The sequence below is a fragment of the Brucella anthropi ATCC 49188 genome (genome assembly GCF_000017405.1).
GTDB classification, from domain to species: domain Bacteria; phylum Pseudomonadota; class Alphaproteobacteria; order Rhizobiales; family Rhizobiaceae; genus Brucella; species Brucella anthropi.
Genome location: NC_009667.1, coordinates 46,903 through 64,632 on the forward strand (window position 1 = coordinate 46,903; position 17,730 = coordinate 64,632).

The window sequence follows — 17,730 nt, forward strand, 5'->3', positions numbered from 1 at the left end:
GCATTCTTATTACATCATGAAAGCTCGCTCCCGTTCCGGAGCATGATTCCGAAAGGGCAGATGCAATTTCGGATAATATTATGGCTCTGACCTCTTCGAGGCGGCGGTGCGGCGTGCTTTTGGATTGACCCTTTGAGATCATGTGATGAACAAAAGGGAGGGCCCGGCAATTCGGCAGCGCAGATGCGCTGAGATTTGACCGGCAAGGGTTGTCTCGGGGCCGTCGGAGGACGCTGCCCTACAAAGGAGAAAAAGAATGAACCTGAAACTTCTGTCCAGCGTGGCTTTCGCAGCTACACTCGGCTTTGCCAGCGCCGCTTATGCAGACATCACCATCGGCGTCGTTGCACCGCTGACGGGCCCTGTCGCTGCTTTCGGTGACCAGGTGAAGAAGGGCGCGGAAACCGCCGTTGAAGTCATCAACAAGGCTGGCGGCATCAAGGGCGAGAAAGTCGTTCTGAAGTTTGCCGACGATGCCGGTGAACCGAAGCAGGGCGTTTCCGCCGCCAACCAGATCGTTGGCGACGGCATCAAGTTCGTCGTCGGCCCGGTCACGACCGGCGTCGCCATCCCTGTTTCCGACGTCTTCTCGGAAAACGGTGTGCTGATGGTCACCCCGACCGCCACCGGCCCGGATCTGACCGCGCGCAATCTGGAAAACGTGTTCCGCACCTGCGGCCGCGATGACCAGCAGGCTGAAGTCATGGCCGATTATGTCCTGAAGAACTTCAAGGACAAGAAGGTCGCCGTGATCCATGACAAGGGTGCCTATGGCAAGGGTCTGGCCGACGCTTTCAAGGCGGCGATCAACAAGGGCGGCATCACGGAAGTCCATTACGATTCGGTCACGCCGGGCGACAAGGATTTCAGCGCGCTCGTCACCAAGCTCAAGTCTGCTGGCACTGACGTCGTCTATTTCGGCGGCTACCATGCCGAAGGCGGCCTCCTGTCGCGTCAGCTGCATGACGCTGGCATGCAGGCACTGGTGCTCGGCGGCGAAGGCCTGTCCAACACCGAATATTGGGCAATCGGTGGCACCAATGCACAGGGCACGCTCTTCACCAACGCCAAGGACGCCACCAAGAACCCGGCTTCCAAGGATGCTATCGAAGCGCTCAAGGCCAAGGGTATCCCGGCTGAAGCCTTCACCATGAACGCCTATGCCGCTGTGGAAGTCATCAAGGCCGGCATCGAACGCGCCGATTCGACCGATGATTCTGCTGCCGTCGCCAAGGCTCTGCATGATGGCAAGCCTATCGAAACCGCTATTGGCACGCTGACCTATGGCGCAAACGGCGACCTTAGCTCGCCAAGCTTCGACATCTTCAAGTGGGATGACGGCAAGATCGTCGGCCTCGAATAAGATTGTCGTGGTTAGAATAAAGAACGCCGGGGTTATCCCCGGCGTTTTGCATTTGTGGAGCTGAAAACCGTCAGGAACCGGTATAGCCGAGTTCCGCCTCGATGGCTTCGAAGGTCTTTTCCATCGCGTAGGTCGGGCTGAGCGGAAAACCGAAATGTCCGTAGGCGATGGACATCTGCCGCTCGGCCTTGCCTTCGCTACCCTTCGCGACGGCTGCCACATAGAGCGCTGCAGCGAGACCGGTGCGGTCGGCGCCGGATTTGCAATGGATGAGCACCGGCTTTTCTGCATTCTGCATCAGGGCGATTAGCTGTCTGGTCTGTGCCGGGGACAGCTCCCGCCTTGACGACATTTCGAAATCGGCATGCTTGATGCCGAGCGTTTTCGCTGTTGCGATCTCTTCATCATACCATTTCGAGCCCGGCTCCGGGCCGCGCAGATTGATGATGGTTTTGATGCCATAAAGCTTCTGCAGGGATGCGATGCGTGCAGGATCAGGTTGGTTGGAGCGATAGGCCTGTCCGTCGATGATGGTGTGGACGTTGCCCTTATATTGCAGCGTGTACAGATAGCCGCCCATGACGCTTGAGCCGACGAGCAGTCCCAGCCCGGCCATCCGGGCATAAGTAAAGGACCAATCGACGTATTTCCGAAAGAACGACATAGGGGCCTCATCCGAACGAAAGCAAATAATAAAATATAGCGAGTTGAAAATTTCTTCTTGGTTTTCGCGGGAAATATACTAGGATTTGGACTTAATCTTGTCCGAAAAACAAGGTTTTCAATTTTCTGTTTAAGTTATTTTTGAAATGCATTCCGCAGGTTCTTGCGGAAAATTTTTGGAGCAAGCGTCTGCGTCAGTTTGTGGTGTCAGTACATCGCGTTGGTTTTTCGTGGCTTAAGCTTCGGTTAACCATGACTGTTTAATCTATGACCATGTGCTGGGGCAGATAGCGGAGCAGGTTTATGCAGCGCTACAGATTTGACGATAAGAGAATTCTGATCGAGGCGATTGTTGAGTTGCTCAACAGGGGCGTAGAGCCCGACGAACTCGATCTTGTACTGAGCCGGATCGGTCCGGTCGATCTCGACTTGATGCGGCAATGCCTGATCGAGGTGTGGAATTACAACCACCCCGATGTGGCAGAAACGCCGATGGCGGCCTGACGACAGGTTCTGCGGCCCTTTGGGCGCAAAGCTTCAGACGTCGGAAACGGATATTACAAGCGTCGATCTGCGGAAGCGGGATGAACGCGGACTACATGGGGCGTGATCAGGCGCCCACGCAAGAATACGGCAGTTTCAGGCAACGGTTTGTGGGTCGAAACTGTCGGGGCAGGGCTGGGTTGAACCGGTTTTGGAGCAATCTGGCTACTGCCCGCAATGTCATATTCCTGAAACGCAGACGGGTTATATCCATATGCGTATCGGGAATTCACTTGGGATCGTGACCACGGATGTACTGGCGCAACTCAGGTGAAAGCGGAAGGTCGGGTTCAACCCGGCCTTTTTCGTTTTTGGCGTATTTTCCGGAAAGAATGTCGTGTCCGTGCCGGGAACCGGTCCACGGGATTGGCTTCTCATCTCGCTTCGATGCGTTGAATAATGCGACGAAACAAATACTTGCAGCGGTTCAGCGACTCCGTTTTTAACTGGAACCGTTGAGTACTGCCGTCAGGCGAGTTCCAGTCGAGACCGCATGGAATTGCGAAATGGCTTTCGGTGCGGTTCCGTTTCAGCGACGCCTGACAGAGGCATTTTCCCCGCTCGATAAATACCGTATGAAAGAGGTTGCCTGCTGCCATTTCTGGAGGCCGCGCGATCTCATTTTCAATCACGGAAACCGTTCATGATACGCCATATCGTTCTCGTCAAATTCAGGTCCGAACTCGGAGCCGCGCAGATCGAAGAGAAGCTGCAGGCCGTTGTGGCGCTCAAGGACAAGATCGGCGGCATCCTGTCCATTACGGCTGGCGAAAACAACAGTCCGGAAAATCTCGAAAAGGGTTTCCGGCACGGTTTTGTCGTCGATTTCACGGATAGCGCGGCGCGGAACGCCTATCTTCCGCATCCCGAACACGCGAAGGTTGGCAAAAGCCTCGTCGAAGCCGCTGAAGGTGGCATCGAGGGCATATTGGTTTTCGACTACGCGTTCTAGAGAACCAGTCCACCAACCCCCATGCGGGAAAGATCGTCAGCGGAAAGTGTGATTCCCGCCATCAGGCGATCCAGCACCCAGTCGAGGCTGTTTTCGCGGGCGCTGCGGGCCGATCCGGGGGCGGCGACAATATATTTGCCGTCATGCCGGCCCAGGACCAGCAGATTGCCCGGATCGACCGGCATGCCGATGCGCAGGATTTCACCGCCTGACATGCGGATCGACTGCGGTACGATATCCGCTTCGTCGGCAACCGCCGATGCGCTGAAAATCACGATAATATCGCAGGCCCGGCTCACTTCCGCGATTGCTGCCGCCAGCGCAACCTGATCGTGCGCGACGCGCTTTTCGCAAACAAGTGTCCCGCCATTTCGAGTAGTCCGCTTTCCCATCAGTTCGCGGGTCTTCTCAAGAACCGTTTCGCGTATCGAGGGAAGGCGCGACTGGATCAGCCCGATCCGCGCGCCGTTGAAGGGATGGACGCGCAGCGCAGGCCGTGCATCGAGGCCGATGTCCCGCAAAAGGGTCCCCGGTACAGCAAAAGGAATGATCTTGACTGTGGCGACCATCTGTCCGGCTTCCACCCGCACATGATTGCGCAGCGTCGCGATGGAAATGCGCGCATCATGCGCATTGACCGCATCAATACGGTCGGCATCTACCAAAAATACGCCATTCTTCCGGGCGTGCAGGTTGACCCGTCCAGTTGTGGGGCTGCCGATCTCCACTTCGCCGGAAATAAGCATACGCCCGATGGCGAGTGCGGCCTCATCCTCGCCGATATCGCCCTTTTCCAGGCGCGCAGCCAGAACCGAGCTGATACCTGCTTCCCGCAACAGGGCAAGATTGAGGACATCGAGAACTGTGCCTTTGCGTAAAGTGAGCGCACCTGCCATCATAGCATAGCCGAGAATTGCACCTTCGGCTTCATCAAGCGGCATTTCGGCAAATATCATTTCTATCCCCAATTCCCTCGCGCATTTTCAATAAGCATACACAGCGCGGAAGATAAACCGTCTCTGCGCCCCGGGGTTATTTTGCCGAGGATCGTGCCGCCACAAAACGTCGGACATGGATCGGAGCGGCTGTCCGAAAACCGTTTAACACTTTCCGGGATGCGCGCAATTCGCGTCAAATTCGGTAAATTCCCATCACGATCCCGTTTATTCATGGGGTAGATGGCGGTTTTCATCTTGCAAACCCTTTCCTTTGGGCCTATTCGCTCCGCCGCACCTGACAACTGGCGACCCATTCAGACCGCCGGTCAGGACATCGATCCCTTGAGAGGGCCGATGGATTTATTGCATTTATGCATTGCCCAAAACATGGCCCGCATCAGTGATCTGGCCGGATTGTTCAGACAAAATGCCCGCTTTTGGGCGCGACATTACGATCCAGCACAATTTTCGTCAGGCACGTGACAAACGGGATTATTCGTTATAACGGTACTTTTGGAAATTTCAGAATTTACCGAAAACTAGGAAATGACGCATGCGCCGGAGATGACACTCCGCGCGCAGGATGGAAAGACAAATGAAACACGGCACCCCCCGGACGATCGTTTCGTTCGCCGTCTTGGCCCTCACGGCGTTTCTCGCAGGCTGCGAGAACCAGGTCCTGCTTTCCCCGAAAGGGGAAATCGGCATGGCAGAACGCGATCTCATGCTTTTTGCGACCGGCATCATGCTGCTCGTCGTGCTTCCCGTCATCTTCATGACGCTTTACTTCGCATGGAAGTACCGCGCCTCGAATGAGAAGGCGGATTACCAGCCCGACTGGCACCACTCGACCAAGATCGAGCTTGCCGTCTGGCTCATCCCGTTGGCGATCATCGTCGTTCTGGGCTCCGTGACCTGGGTCGCCACCCACAAGCTCGATCCGTACCGCCCGCTGGAATCGAATGCAAAGCCGATCAATGTCGAAGTTGTTGCGCTCGACTGGAAATGGCTTTTCATCTATCCGGACCAGGGCATCGCCACGGTCAATGAAATGGCAATGCCGGTCGATGTGCCGGTCAACTTCAAGCTGACCTCCAGCAACATCATGAATTCCTTCTTCATCCCGCAGCTCGGCAGCCAGGTCTACACCATGCCGAGCATGCAGACGAAGCTGCATCTGATTGCCAATCATGCTGGCGAGTTCGACGGTATCTCCGCCAACTATAGCGGTCAGGGTTTTGCCCAGATGCGCTTCAAGGCGCATGCCTACAATCAGGCCGACTTCGACAAGTGGGTTGCCGAAGTGAAGGCCAAGGCGAATGGCGAAGAGCTGAGCCGCGACCGTTACGCCTCGCTGGTTCAGCCGAGCGAGAAGGTTCCGCCGCAGTTCTTCACCTATAATGACCAGGCGCTGTTCCACAACATCGTGAACCGCTGCTGGGACGGCAAGTCCGTCTGCCTCGACGATGAAATGCATCGTCAACAGATGATCCGCGAAGCGCGCGCCAATCTGCGCAAGTCTTCGCCTGTCGATTTCAGCCAGTGGGCGAGCGACATCATCTGCGCAGTCCAGCCGCAGCGGCTCTCGCAGCTCGAAAACTGATGTGCCGATCGGCCCGTGATCTCGCAGGAGGTCACGGCCATCCGCATTCAATCCTTTGTTTCACGCGGTTCCGGAAAGATGGCCGTCTTGCGCCGTCCCGGAATTGCTAAAATCGAAGCGTGATAAAAAATGTTCGGAAAACTTACGCTCGAAGCGATACCCTATCACGAGCCAATCATCATGGTCACTTTGGCCGCGGTGGCTGGCGGGGCGCTCGCTATTCTTGCAGCCATTACCTACTACCGCAAATGGGCTCCGCTCTGGAACGACTGGCTGACGTCCGTCGACCACAAGCGCATTGGCGTGATGTACATCATTCTGGCACTCGTGATGCTGTTCCGCGGCTTCTCGGATGCGGTCATGATGCGCGCCCAGCAGGCAATCGCCTCCGGCGCCAATGAAGGCTTCCTGCCGCCGCACCACTACGACCAGATCTTCACCGCCCATGGCGTGATCATGATCTTCTTCGTGGCGATGCCCTTCATCGTCGGCCTGATGAACTTCGCCGTGCCGCTTCAGATCGGCGCGCGCGACGTGGCTTTCCCGTACCTCAACTCGCTCAGCTTCTGGTTGACGGTTGCCGGTGCGATCCTCATCAACATCTCGCTCGGTGTCGGCGAATTCGCCAAGACCGGCTGGCTGGCCTATCCGCCGCTTTCCGGCAAGGAGTTCAGCCCGGATGTCGGGGTGGATTATTATATCTGGGCCTTGCAGATTTCCGGTATGGGCACGCTGCTTTCGGGCGTGAACCTCATCACCACCATCATCAAGATGCGCGCGCCCGGCATGGGCATGATGCAGGTTCCGGTCTTCACCTGGACCGCGCTCTGCTCGAACGTGCTGATCGTCGCAGCCTTCCCGATCCTCACCGTCACGCTGGCCCTGCTTTCGCTGGACCGCTATCTGGATTTCCACTTCTTCACCAATGATGCCGGTGGCAATCCGATGATGTATGTGAACCTCATCTGGATCTGGGGTCACCCGGAAGTCTACATTCTGGTTCTGCCGTGCTTCGGCATCTTCTCGGAAATCGTGGCAACCTTCTCCGGCAAGCGCCTGTTCGGCTACAAGTCGATGGTTTACGCCACTGTGGCCATCACGGTTCTGTCGTTCCTGGTCTGGGTCCACCACTTCTTCACCATGGGTGGCGGTGCCAACGTCAACGCCTTCTTCGGCGTGGCAACCATGATCATTTCGATCCCGACAGGGGCGAAGGTCTTCAACTGGCTCTTCACCATGTATAAGGGCCGCGTTCGCATGGAAACGCCGGTCATGTGGACCATCGGCTTCATGTGCACCTTCGTTATCGGCGGCATGACGGGCGTTCTGCTCGCAGTTCCGCCTGCGGATTTCGTGCTGCACAACTCGGTGTTCCTGATCGCCCACTTCCACAATGTGATCATCTCGGGCGTGCTGTTCGGCTGCTTTGCCGGTCTCGTCTACTGGTGGCCGAAGGCTTTCGGCTTCAAGCTGAACGAACGTCTGGGCAAGAACGCATTCTGGTGCTGGCTCGTCGGCTTCATCCTGGCCTTCATGCCGCTCTACGTGCTCGGCCTGATGGGCATGACCCGTCGTCTGAACCACACCGAAAACCCGGCATGGCACATCTACCTCATCATTGCCGCCATCGGCGTTGCGATCATCCTTTGCGGTATCGTGTTCCAGGTTCTGCAGATCGCAGTTTCGATCCGCGACCGCGAAAAGCTGCGCGACAACAATGGCGACAGCTGGGGTACGGGCCGTACGCTGGAATGGTCGCTGGCTTCGCCGCCTGCCTTCTACAACTTCGCCGAAGTTCCGCATGTGCGCGATCATGACGGCTGGTGGGACATGAAGCAGAACGGCTATGTGCGCCGCACCGAAAAGTTCGCGCGCATCCACATGCCGAAGAACACCGGCACCGGCTTCATCATCGGCATTCTGAACATTCCGCTCGGCTTTGCCCTGGTGTGGCACATCTGGTGGCTGGCAATCGCCTCCGCCGTCGCTGTGCTGGCCGTTGCCATCGCTCACTCCTTCAATAATGACAGAGACTTTTACGTCTCGGCCGAAGAGGTGCAGGAAGTCGAAGACCTCCGTACCCGGCAACTGACTGCTCAGGAGGCCTGATTCCGATGAGCGCAAGCATTTCAACCACCGCTCCGTTCACGGGCGGGAACGAGCACCCCGCTCATGAGGACCATCACGATGCAGGGTCGACCACGCTGGTCGGCTTCTGGATCTACCTGATGAGCGACTGCGTCCTCTTTTCGGGCCTGTTTGCAACCTATGCCGTTCTGGCGCATCAGTTTGCGGGCGGTCCGACCGGCCGTGAACTGTTCGATCTGAACTTTGTTCTGATCGAAACCATGCTCCTGCTGGTGTCGTCGCTGACCTATGGTCTGGCCACGCTGTCGATGTTCAAGAAGAACCGTGCCGGCCTTCTGTTCTGGCTGGGTGTGACCTTCCTGCTGGGCGCTGCCTTCCTCGCGATGGAAGTCTATGAGTTCAATCACCTGATCCATGAGGGTGCGGGTCCGGGCCGCAGCGCGTTCCTCTCGGCCTTCTTTGCGCTGGTGGGAACCCACGGTCTTCACATCACGTCGGGCCTGATCTGGATTCTGGTGCTTTCGGCCCAGCTTCTGCGTGACGGTCTGACGGAAAAGAACCAGACGCGCGTGATGTGCCTCAGCCTCTTCTGGCACTTCCTGGATATTATCTGGATCGGCGTCTTTACCCTTGTCTATCTGTTGGGTGTACTGTGATGAGCTCTGCACACGAAACACATGACCACGGCGCGAGCCACGGCAGCCTGAAGACCTATCTGATCGGCTTCGTGCTGGCAGTTGTTCTCACCGTCGTTCCATTCATGCTGGCCATGAACGGCTACTTCACGCCGGGAACCACCGCAGCCATTGTGCTCGGTATCGCCGTCGTCCAGATTTTGGTGCATCTGGTTTACTTCCTGCACCTCGATCCGAAGTCGGAAGGCGGCTGGAATATTCTGGCACTCATCTTCACGGTCATCATTCTGGCTATCGTTCTTGCCGGCTCCATCTGGGTCATGCATCACCTCGATACCAATATGATGCCGATGTACATGTCGCCGGAAGACGTGCGTAATCTGCCGTAATATCAGGTCTCGTTGAGTTTGACTCATCGAGACTTGTTAAGCCCGTGCGGCGATAGAGCATTTTCAGGGCGCGGATAGCGCTAGCATCTTAGCGCCCTGCTAAAAAAAGGCTCGTCAAGCACATTCCCTGCACCACAACGCTGCAGGGAATGCATCTGTGAGCCTCGCAAAACAACTGGCCTGACGGCCCGTGATCGCGGCTTTATCCTCCCTCTCTCCCCCCAAAGCCGCGTGGCGTCCCGGTTCCCTCCGGGACGCCTTTCTTTTTGACTGTCTGTCAAAGAGGTGAGAGTAACATTTCCTGTAAAATTTTAATCAACTTGCTGTAAGTGAGACGTTGTATTTTGTAAAATAAAGATGATTGCAATCAATATCGAAGTGTAGAAAATAATAATATACGCCCTAAATTTACCATTATTGCGCATGTTGTTTGCATAGTGTGCTATATCAACATAGATTAGCTCGTGTTGGATACTTATTGCGTGTCTGTTCGATCGCTAATCTGGAGAAGATGCGATGTCTTTATTTAAGGGAATGCTTACTAATAATCGTATTCTTGGTGCGGCTGTTATTGCCGCAACCCTGTTCACGCCCGCTATTGCTTCCGCTGCAACAGCCTATGTCTCCGCTTCGGTCAATGTCCGTTCGGGCCCCGGTTCCAATTACGGACGGCTTGCCGCGCTCCCTGCCGGTGCGACGGTCAATGCCGGTTCCTGCCGCAATGGCTGGTGCCAGATCTATAACGGGAGCCGTGTTGGCTGGGTCTCAGCGCGTTATGTGCGTTTCGGCGCCTATAGCGGCCCCGCTTATGCCGCGCCGTCCAGCACCACGGTGATCGTCAATAATGACGGTTATGATGACGGCTTCGGCCTCGGACTTGGTATCGGCTGGGCGACCGGCGGCTATTGGGGTCCCGGCTGGGGCGGTGGTTGGGGTCCAGGCTGGCGCGGCGGACCGAACTACGTCAATGGCTGCATTGGCCGCAATTGCCAGTCCAATCGCGGCGGCTGGAATCCGCGCTGGGGCCATGGCCCGCGCTGGAACGGCGGCGGCAACTGGGGCGGCCGTGGATGGCCGCAGGGCCAGATACGTCGCAACTGGGGTCCCGGTCCGGTGATGTCTCCGACCCGCTTTGGTGGTTTCAACCGCGGCTTTGGCGGCGGTGGTATGGGCGGCGGCGGTTTCCATTTCGGAAATATGCGCCCGATGCACGCTGGCCGCTGACGGCATCCGGTGTGTTTGTGCCAGAACTTATTTTGATCAGGTCGTTCTCCCTCCTCCCAATGGCCTGATGGACAGCTCGCCGGCAGCACCCCGCCGGCGAGCTGTTACAATTTTCTGATCGCGCCCTGCAATCAATGCGGAATGCGAGCACAAAGCGCTTCAATCTGCGCGGGAAGTTGCAATGGTGTGGTAACGTTAATACTCCATTGACTGAAATGGTCCATATCTAGCGTTGTTGCTTGGACTTCCGTTCTCCCTATGGTAATCCCTGAATCGTCCTGGGCTTGGGGGTAATGAACGGGACGCCGCCAGGCGACCGCATAGACAGGAACCGGACAGTAGCGCGTATGACTTGGAGTAACAGGACGATACAGGGAAGGGGCATCGCCGTGCTTTTGCTGGCGGCTCAATTTTCCTCTTTCATCGTGTCGCCTGCTTTGGCGTTCGAGATCTTTGGTGTTCGTCTGTGGGGCGAGGACAAGAAGGAAGATCCTGACATCATCGACCCGAAGACCTACTCCGTCGAGGTCACGACCACGGGCGACCGCAAGAATGCGGACGGCACGGAAGCCGATCTGAAATCCACCATTGAAGGCGCTTCAGGCCTCGTTTCGGATGCCGAGAGACCAGCTTCGGGCTCCGCCGGACTGCTGGCCAAGGCGCGCGGCGATTATCGCCGCATTCTGGCCGCGCTCTATGGCGAAGGCCGCTATGGCGGTACGATTTCTATTCAAGTCGATGGCCGCGAGGCGAACGACATTCCGCCCGACGCGGAAATCCCCAATGATGCGAAGGTCGCGATTTCGGTTGACCCCGGCCCGCAATTTCTGTTCTCGCGCACGGCCATTTCCAATATTGCGCCACCGCCGGTCGACAAGCGCGATCACGTGCAGTCGCCCGAAGATGCGGGCTTCGCGCCGGGACAGGTGGCGCGTTCGGGCACGGTCATCAAGGCGGAGCGCCTTGCCGTTGAGGCGTGGCGCCAGCAAGGCTATGCCAAGGCGCGGGTTACCGATGAGGATATCGTCGCGGACCATGCCGACAACCGGGTTTCCGCCGATGTTTCGCTCGATCCCGGCCAGAAGGCGCATTATGGCCCGGTCAGCGTCGTTGGAACCGCGCGCATGGACCCGCAATTCGTGGCCTGGATGACCGGGCTGAAAGAAGGCCAGGAATACGATCCCGACGATATCGAGAAAGCCAAGAAGCGTCTCGGTCGTATGGAAGTGTTCCGCGCCATGAGCTTCGAGGAAGCCGAAAAGATCGAGCCGGACGGCAGCCTGCCGATGACGCTCAACGTGCAGGAGCGCAAGCCGCGCCGCTTCGGCTTCGGTGCCGAATATTCGACCATCGATGGTTTCGGCCTGACCGGCTACTGGATGCACCGCAACCTGTTCGGACGCGGCGAGCGCCTGCGTTTCGATGCCAAGGTCAGCGGTATCGGCGGCACGCAGGACAATTCCTTCGATCCGAAGAACTTTACCTATCTTCTGGGTACGAGCTTCACGAAGCCGGGCGTCTATACACCGGATACGGATTTTGTCGCCTCGCTTGATGCCAAGCGCGAAGTGCTGGATGCTTATACCGAAACATCGGTCAATGCGAAGACCGGCTTCACGCAGATATTCAGCGACGAGCTGTCAGGCGCGCTCTATGCCAAGGCGAGCCAGGGTCATTTCGACGATGACGTCTTCGGCTCGCGCAGCTTCACGACGGCGGGTCTTGAGGGCAATCTTCTTTATGACAGCCGCAACAACAAGCCGGATCCGAGTTCGGGCTTCTATCTGGAAGGCAATATCCAGCCCTTCTACGAATTCCAGTACGGCAATTTCGCCACCCGTTTCACCGCCGAAGGCCGCACCTATTACGGCTTTGGCGAAAAGGATCGCGTGATCCTCGCAGGCCGTCTCAAGTTCGGTTCGATCGTCGGCGCGTCCATCGAGGACCTGCCGCCGAGCCAGCTCTTCCTGGCAGGTGGCGGCGGCTCGGTTCGCGGCTATGGCTATCGCAATATCGGCGTCAGCGCGGGCAATGGCGAGATCATCGGCGGGCGCTCGCTTGTCGAGGCCAATGGCGAAGTGCGCACCCGCATCACCGATTCCATCGGCGCGGTGGCATTCGTCGATGCCGGTTATGTGGGCGAAAAATCGTTCCCCGATTTCTCGGAACAGATGCGTGTCGGCGTCGGTGGCGGTCTGCGCTATCTGACCGGTCTCGGACCGATCCGCCTTGATGTCGCCGTTCCGCTCAACCGCCGCTCGGGTGACCCGAGCTATGGCTTGTACGTAGGTATAGGACAGGCGTTTTGACCAGATTTCTCGCAATCATCGCCTTCGTCGCTTTCGCCGTCACGGCAGTCATCTTCGGCTGGCCGGAACAGCAGAAACAGTTGCAGGCTCAAGCTCAAGTTCCCGCTCAGGCTCAAGATCAGGCCTCTGGACAGGAACAGGCGGAAGCACCAGCAGAAGAAGAGAAATCCTATTTCCTGTCCTTCGTGGAAAGCCAGCTTTCTGCGCCGAACCGCCGCATTTCCATTTCCGGCATCAGTGGCGTTCTGTCTTCGGAAGCAACCGTCGGCTCAATCACCATTGCCGACCGCGAAGGCGTCTGGCTGCGCATCGAGAATGCCAAGCTGAACTGGAGCCGTACCGCACTTCTTGTTGGTCGTCTCAGCATCCAGTCGCTTGCTGCCGAGCGTATCGACATCATTCGCAAGCCGTTGCCTGACAACAGCCTGCCGTCGCCGGAATCGTCCACGTTCAGCCTGCCGGAACTGCCGATTTCAATCAGTCTCGATCAGCTTGCCATTGCGCGCCTGCATTTCGGGCCGGATATTTTCGGTCTCGAATCGGAAGTATCCGCCAATGGCAGCCTGTCGCTTGCCGATGGTTCGCTCGATTCAAATTTCGACATCAAGCGTCTCGACGGTCCCGGCGGAAATTTTGCCCTTCGCGCGGCCTATGCCAATTCTGACCAGAAGGTCGATCTCGACCTTAAAGTCTCGGAACCGGCTAACGGCATCGTCGCCAACCTGTTGAACATCGATGGTCGTCCTCCGGTCGATCTTACTTTGAAAGGCGCCGGTCCGCTTGACGAGTTGAAGGTCGATCTTGCGCTCGACACCAACGGTAGCCGCACGTTGACAGGCGAATTCGCGCTCAACCGGCAAGGTCAGGCGCCCGATGGCGGACGTGTTTTCTCTGCCCGTTTCAACGGTCCGATCGCGGTTCTTGTACCGCCTGTATTCCGCGATTTCTTCGGTGCCGAAACCGTACTGTCGGCGGATGGCTTCCTGAAGGATGCAGGCGGCTTCCGCCTTGATGATCTGGCGCTGAACAGCGCTGCCTTGAAACTGAAGGCTTCTGCCGAAACCGGCAATGACCGCTTCCTGAACAAGCTGCGCATCGATGCCTCCATTGCCGATGAGAGCAAGGGCCGCGTCCTCCTGCCGGTCAAGGGCGCTGAAACCTATATCGACAATGCAAAGTTCCAGGTCGCTTACGGTGATCGCCCGACCAATGACTGGACGGGAACGCTTGCCATTGCCGGTCTCAAGAACGCAACGATTTCCGCCGACAGCATCGCGCTCGATATGGGCGGCGTTGCCGAGAACCTGAGCGATGCCGCCAATCGCCATATCACCTTCAAGGTCAATGGCGGGATGGATGGCATTTCGGCAGAACGGGCGGAAATTGCCGAGGCGCTTGGCAGCAAGATTGCGCTCGCCATCGATGGCGCATGGCGCGCCGGCTCGCCGGTCGAGCTGGCGCAAGCCAATATTGCCGGTAACGGTCTCAGCCTCGATCTCAAGGGTAATATCGACGACTTTGCCTTCAATGGCGATATCGCCGCCAAGATTGCAAGCCTTGCGCCGTTCGGCGCTCTGGCTGACCGTGACCTTGCAGGCAGCATCGATGTCAACGCCAAGGGCATTGTTCGCCCGGTTAGCGGTGCATTCCAGCTCGACCTTAACGGCACAGCACAGAACATGCGCACCGGCACGGAAGCAGTCGACCGCATTCTCGATGGTGCCGTCAATCTCAGCGGCGCGCTTGGCCGCAGCAGCGAAGGGTTTTCGGCGCGTGATTTCCGTATCGGCAATGAGCTGAGCGAAATCACTGCCAATGGTTCCTTTGCATCCGACAAGGCAAGTTTCGACTTCGGCGTCATGCTGTCCGATCTGAAGCTTCTTTCCGATCAGGCATCGGGGCGGATGACCGTCAAGGGCAGTGCGCGCGGCGACGACAAGCTGATTGCGCTGGCGCTGCGCGCCGATGCGCCGGAGGGCACTCTGGCCGGTCGCAAGCTTTCCGAAGGCGGTCTCGATTTCAATGCCATGCTCGACGGAAATGCAAAGACAGGTGCTGCCCTTTCCGGCAAGCTTGCTGGCAGTGCATTCCTTAATGGCCAGCGTGTTGATCTTGGAACGCTCATCGACATCGTCAATGACGAGAAGCGTCTGACCGACCTCGTCTTCAATGCAGGCGGTGCGCATCTTTCGGGCAATGTCACCCAGACCGCGAAAGGTCTCCTGACCGGCGCGCTGAAGCTCGATGCGCCGGATATTTCCACGGCAGCAGCCCTGGCGCTGGCGGAGGCGACCGGTGCGGCCAATGCTGATATCACGCTCGACGCCAATGACGGTCGCCAGAATGCATCGGTCACTGCCAATGCCAAGGACATCAAGGTCAATGGCAATCGTATCACCTCGGCTGATATTGCCCTGACGGCAAAGGACCTGTTCGGCGTGCCGGTGGTGGACGGCAATGCTGCGGCGCGCGACATAATGGTCGGCACTTTCGGCATCGACAGCTTCGATGCCAAGGCCAATGCAACCGGGTCGAAAACCGATTTTACTGCCAATACCAAGTTGAAAATCGGCACAGTCGCCAGCGCTGCCGGTTCGCTTGAGCCGAAAAATGGCGGTTTTGAACTGGGACTGGCTTCGGCCCATGTGAAGCAGGGCACACTCAGCGCCAATCTGGCCGCGCCCGCCACCATTTCCATGAAGGGCGAGGAAATCTCCTTCGGGGATATCATCATCAATACGGGCGCAGATGCCAGCGCGGGGCAGGTCAAGGTGAATGGCGTGGTCGATGGTCGTCTCGATCTTTCGGTCGCCCTTTCCAATCTGCCGCTGGCTCTGGCCAATACGTTCAAGCCGGAACTGGGGCTTGGCGGCACGGTCAACGGCACAGCCCGCATCACCGGCACGAAAGAAGCACCCAATGTCGCTTTCGACATGGCGGCGCGAGGCGTGACGGCCGCGGAGCTCAAAAAGCAGGGCATTGCGGCTCTCAATGCCGATGCCAAGGGCACCTCGGCCAATAATCGGCTCAATGTCGATGCGCATGTAACCGGAGGGGGCGGCATCGATGTCCGCGCCAATGGTGGTGTGCCGCTCAGTAAGGGCGATCTGGCCATTGACGTCAATCTCGCCAATCTTCCGCTGACGGCATTGAACGGTGCGGTCAAGGGACAGGATCTCGCGGGCAATGTGACCGGAACGGCGCGTGTCACGGGCCCCCTCACCAATCCTGCGGCAATCTTCAATCTGCGCGGTACAGGCCTTGCGGCCAAGCCGCTGCGCGATAACGGACTTGCGCCGCTCACCCTGCAAGCTGCAGGCAGCTATGCGGCCATGGCTATCGACTTCTCGTCGCTGACCGTCGACGGTCCGCGCGGCCTCAATGTCACCGCCAATGGCAAGGTTCCGTTCTCGGGGCAGGGGCTTGGAGTCAATGTCAATGGTAGCATTCCGCTGGCGCTCGCCAACCGCTTCCTGGCCGATCGCGGTGCGCAGGTAAACGGTACGCTGACGCTGACGGCCAGCGTTTCGGGCGGCTTCAACCGTCCGCAGTTGCGCGGCATGTTCTCCACCAATGGCGCAACCTTTGTCGATCCGGACACCAATGTTCGCCTGAACAATATCAATGTCATGGGCAGCCTGGATGGCGAAACCGTCACGCTGCGTCAGGTCAATGCCGCGCTCGGCAGCGGCGGATCGGTTTCTGCCAGCGGTACGATCTCGACCAATGCCGAAGCGAGTTTCCCGGCCAATATCGAGATCAAGCTCAATCGTGCCCGCTATGCCGACGGCAAGCTGGTTGTGGCGACCGTCGACGGCGGGATCACGATCAGCGGGCCGCTGATGCGAGATCCTTTGATTTCAGGCCGCATCGATGTCGACAGGGCAGAAATCTCGGTGCCGGAAAATCTGGGCGGCGGCGCAGCCTATGTTCCGGTTCGCCACAAGAACACGCCTAAGAACGTTCAGGTGACGCTTGATCGCGCCAAGGTCGAAACGCGTCGCAGCAAAGTGCCGACGCCGACAGCGCGTCCGACCGTGCCGCGCCTCGACGTTGTCATCAATGCGCCCAACCAGATTTTCGTGCGCGGTCGCGGCCTCGATACGGAGCTGGGCGGACGTCTTCGCCTGACCGGGCCTGTGACCGATATCAAGCCGGTCGGCGCGTTCGACATGATCCGCGGCCGCATCGGTATTCTCGGGCAGCGCATTACCTTCGATGAAGGCAATGTCACGCTGGTGGGCGATCTTAATCCGCAGCTCAACTTCGTCGCCCGTTCGGAAGGCAATGAAATCACTGCAATCGTGACGGTGACGGGTACGGTTGATAATCTCGACATAAAATTCTCGTCGACGCCGGAATTGCCGCAGGATGAAGTGCTGGCGCAGTTGATCTTCAAGCGCTCAATCGGCGAGTTGTCGGCCTTCCAGATCGCACAGCTTGCCGCTGCCGCCGCCGAACTTGCGGGCGGCTCCAACAACTCGCTCATGAACAAGCTGCGCGCCGGGACAGGTCTCGACGATCTTGATGTCGTGACGGATGACAAGGGCCAGACAGCAGTTCGTGCCGGTCGCTATATCCGCGACAATATCTATCTGGGCGTGGAAGCGGGTTCAGGCGGCTCAACCAAGGGCACCGTCAATCTCGACATCACCCGTAACCTGAAAGCCAAGGGTTCACTGGGAGCGGAAGGCGATTCCAGCGGCGGTATCTTCTACGAAAAAGATTATTGATCGCCGCAAAATATTGAAGGCAATCAAGGCCGGGTTTCATGACCCGGCCTTTTGCTATCCGGCTACAATTCAGAATAGCGGTTTTGAGGCAAAGCCACATTTTCGCCATCAAATAGCCATGAGATACATACGTTCGTCGCATTTGCCATGAAACTTAAATCGATTGAATTTTTACATTCACTGCAATTTATGCTTTCAAACGGAATTTTCAGACACGTTTGCGCGAGTTGTTTAACCGTTCTTCAACCATAAGAACGCAAATTGCTGTTGAGTATGGCGGTCGCTTGACG

The 17,730-nt window shown here is 57.6% G+C and carries 14 protein-coding genes; 11 read left to right on the top strand and 3 right to left on the bottom strand.

All coding sequences use genetic code 11. The features are described 5' to 3' along the window. Positions 1 to 256: 256 nt before the first annotated feature. Positions 257 to 1,363: a branched-chain amino acid ABC transporter substrate-binding protein gene (locus OANT_RS00225; protein ID WP_010657848.1), complete on the top strand. Its 1,107-nt coding sequence runs from the start codon at positions 257 to 259 to the stop codon at positions 1,361 to 1,363. A 70-nt stretch (positions 1,364 to 1,433) separates the two neighbouring features. Here OANT_RS00225 and OANT_RS00230 read toward each other — a convergent pair whose 3' ends face one another. After that, positions 1,434 to 2,027 (bottom strand): tyrosine-protein phosphatase, encoded by a 594-nt coding sequence (locus OANT_RS00230; protein ID WP_011982279.1) that lies wholly within the window; start codon positions 2,025 to 2,027, stop codon positions 1,434 to 1,436. 302 nt (positions 2,028 to 2,329) lie between these two features. Between OANT_RS00230 and OANT_RS00235 the strand changes: the two genes are divergently transcribed. Further along, complete coding sequence (locus tag OANT_RS00235) at positions 2,330 to 2,530, top strand: hypothetical protein (protein WP_010657850.1); 201 nt, start codon at positions 2,330 to 2,332, stop codon at positions 2,528 to 2,530. Between the two features lie 413 nt (positions 2,531 to 2,943). Here the strand turns inward: OANT_RS00235 and OANT_RS26235 are convergent, their stop codons facing one another. Next, positions 2,944 to 3,201: a hypothetical protein gene (locus OANT_RS26235; protein WP_144243788.1), complete on the bottom strand. Its 258-nt coding sequence runs from the start codon at positions 3,199 to 3,201 to the stop codon at positions 2,944 to 2,946. Between the two features lie 11 nt (positions 3,202 to 3,212). Between OANT_RS26235 and OANT_RS00240 the strand changes: the two genes are divergently transcribed. Further along, positions 3,213 to 3,521 carry a Dabb family protein gene (locus OANT_RS00240; RefSeq protein ID WP_011982280.1) on the top strand — a complete coding sequence of 103 codons (309 nt, stop codon included), beginning with the start codon at positions 3,213 to 3,215 and terminating at the stop codon, positions 3,519 to 3,521. Here the strand turns inward: OANT_RS00240 and OANT_RS00245 are convergent. Next, a complete protein-coding gene (locus tag OANT_RS00245) occupies positions 3,518 to 4,477 on the bottom strand; it encodes a molybdopterin-binding protein (protein WP_011982281.1) in 960 nt (319 codons plus the stop codon). The genes OANT_RS00240 and OANT_RS00245 overlap by 4 nt on opposite strands. A gap of 222 nt (positions 4,478 to 4,699) precedes the next feature. Between OANT_RS00245 and OANT_RS26635 the strand changes: the two genes are divergently transcribed. From OANT_RS26635 to OANT_RS00280, 8 genes are all read left to right on the top strand, one after another. Then, positions 4,700 to 4,942 carry a hypothetical protein gene (locus OANT_RS26635; protein ID WP_011982282.1) on the top strand — a complete coding sequence of 81 codons (243 nt, stop codon included), beginning with the start codon at positions 4,700 to 4,702 and terminating at the stop codon, positions 4,940 to 4,942. Positions 4,943 to 5,054: 112 nt separating this feature from the next. Beyond that, entirely contained in the window at positions 5,055 to 6,062 is a 1,008-nt protein-coding gene (gene cyoA, locus OANT_RS00250; protein WP_011982283.1) for a ubiquinol oxidase subunit II, read from the top strand. 129 nt (positions 6,063 to 6,191) lie between these two features. Further along, a complete protein-coding gene (gene cyoB / locus OANT_RS00255) occupies positions 6,192 to 8,171 on the top strand; it encodes a cytochrome o ubiquinol oxidase subunit I (RefSeq protein ID WP_011982284.1) in 1,980 nt (659 codons plus the stop codon). Positions 8,172 to 8,176: 5 nt separating this feature from the next. Then, positions 8,177 to 8,806, top strand: a complete 630-nt coding sequence (gene cyoC / locus OANT_RS00260; protein WP_010657855.1) for a cytochrome o ubiquinol oxidase subunit III — start codon at positions 8,177 to 8,179, stop codon at positions 8,804 to 8,806. Then, on the top strand, positions 8,806 to 9,174 hold the full coding sequence (locus tag OANT_RS00265) for a cytochrome o ubiquinol oxidase subunit IV (protein WP_010657856.1): 369 nt from the start codon (positions 8,806 to 8,808) through the stop codon (positions 9,172 to 9,174). Before cyoC ends, OANT_RS00265 begins: the two co-directional genes overlap by 1 nt. A gap of 516 nt (positions 9,175 to 9,690) precedes the next feature. Next, positions 9,691 to 10,398 carry an SH3 domain-containing protein gene (locus tag OANT_RS00270; RefSeq protein WP_011982285.1) on the top strand — a complete coding sequence of 236 codons (708 nt, stop codon included), beginning with the start codon at positions 9,691 to 9,693 and terminating at the stop codon, positions 10,396 to 10,398. A gap of 347 nt (positions 10,399 to 10,745) precedes the next feature. Continuing rightward, complete coding sequence (locus OANT_RS00275; protein ID WP_275982426.1) at positions 10,746 to 12,707, top strand: autotransporter assembly complex protein TamA; 1,962 nt, start codon at positions 10,746 to 10,748, stop codon at positions 12,705 to 12,707. Next, positions 12,704 to 17,440: a translocation/assembly module TamB domain-containing protein gene (locus OANT_RS00280; protein ID WP_011982287.1), complete on the top strand. Its 4,737-nt coding sequence runs from the start codon at positions 12,704 to 12,706 to the stop codon at positions 17,438 to 17,440. Before OANT_RS00275 ends, OANT_RS00280 begins: the two co-directional genes overlap by 4 nt. Positions 17,441 to 17,730 lie beyond the last annotated feature (290 nt).

Coding starts and splice junctions, on each gene's coding strand:
- OANT_RS00230 (WP_011982279.1), bottom strand. CDS start 2,027: ATGTCGTTCTTTCGGAAATACGTCGATTGGTCCTTTACTTATGCCCGG.
- OANT_RS00245 (WP_011982281.1), bottom strand. CDS start 4,477: ATGATATTTGCCGAAATGCCGCTTGATGAAGCCGAAGGTGCAATTCTC.
- OANT_RS00270 (WP_011982285.1), top strand. CDS start 9,691: ATGTCTTTATTTAAGGGAATGCTTACTAATAATCGTATTCTTGGTGCG.
- OANT_RS00225 (WP_010657848.1), top strand. CDS start 257: ATGAACCTGAAACTTCTGTCCAGCGTGGCTTTCGCAGCTACACTCGGC.
- OANT_RS00275 (WP_275982426.1), top strand. CDS start 10,746: ATGACTTGGAGTAACAGGACGATACAGGGAAGGGGCATCGCCGTGCTT.
- OANT_RS00265 (WP_010657856.1), top strand. CDS start 8,806: ATGAGCTCTGCACACGAAACACATGACCACGGCGCGAGCCACGGCAGC.
- cyoA (WP_011982283.1), top strand. CDS start 5,055: ATGAAACACGGCACCCCCCGGACGATCGTTTCGTTCGCCGTCTTGGCC.
- OANT_RS00235 (WP_010657850.1), top strand. CDS start 2,330: ATGCAGCGCTACAGATTTGACGATAAGAGAATTCTGATCGAGGCGATT.
- cyoB (WP_011982284.1), top strand. CDS start 6,192: ATGTTCGGAAAACTTACGCTCGAAGCGATACCCTATCACGAGCCAATC.
- OANT_RS00240 (WP_011982280.1), top strand. CDS start 3,213: ATGATACGCCATATCGTTCTCGTCAAATTCAGGTCCGAACTCGGAGCC.
- OANT_RS26635 (WP_011982282.1), top strand. CDS start 4,700: ATGGCGGTTTTCATCTTGCAAACCCTTTCCTTTGGGCCTATTCGCTCC.
- cyoC (WP_010657855.1), top strand. CDS start 8,177: ATGAGCGCAAGCATTTCAACCACCGCTCCGTTCACGGGCGGGAACGAG.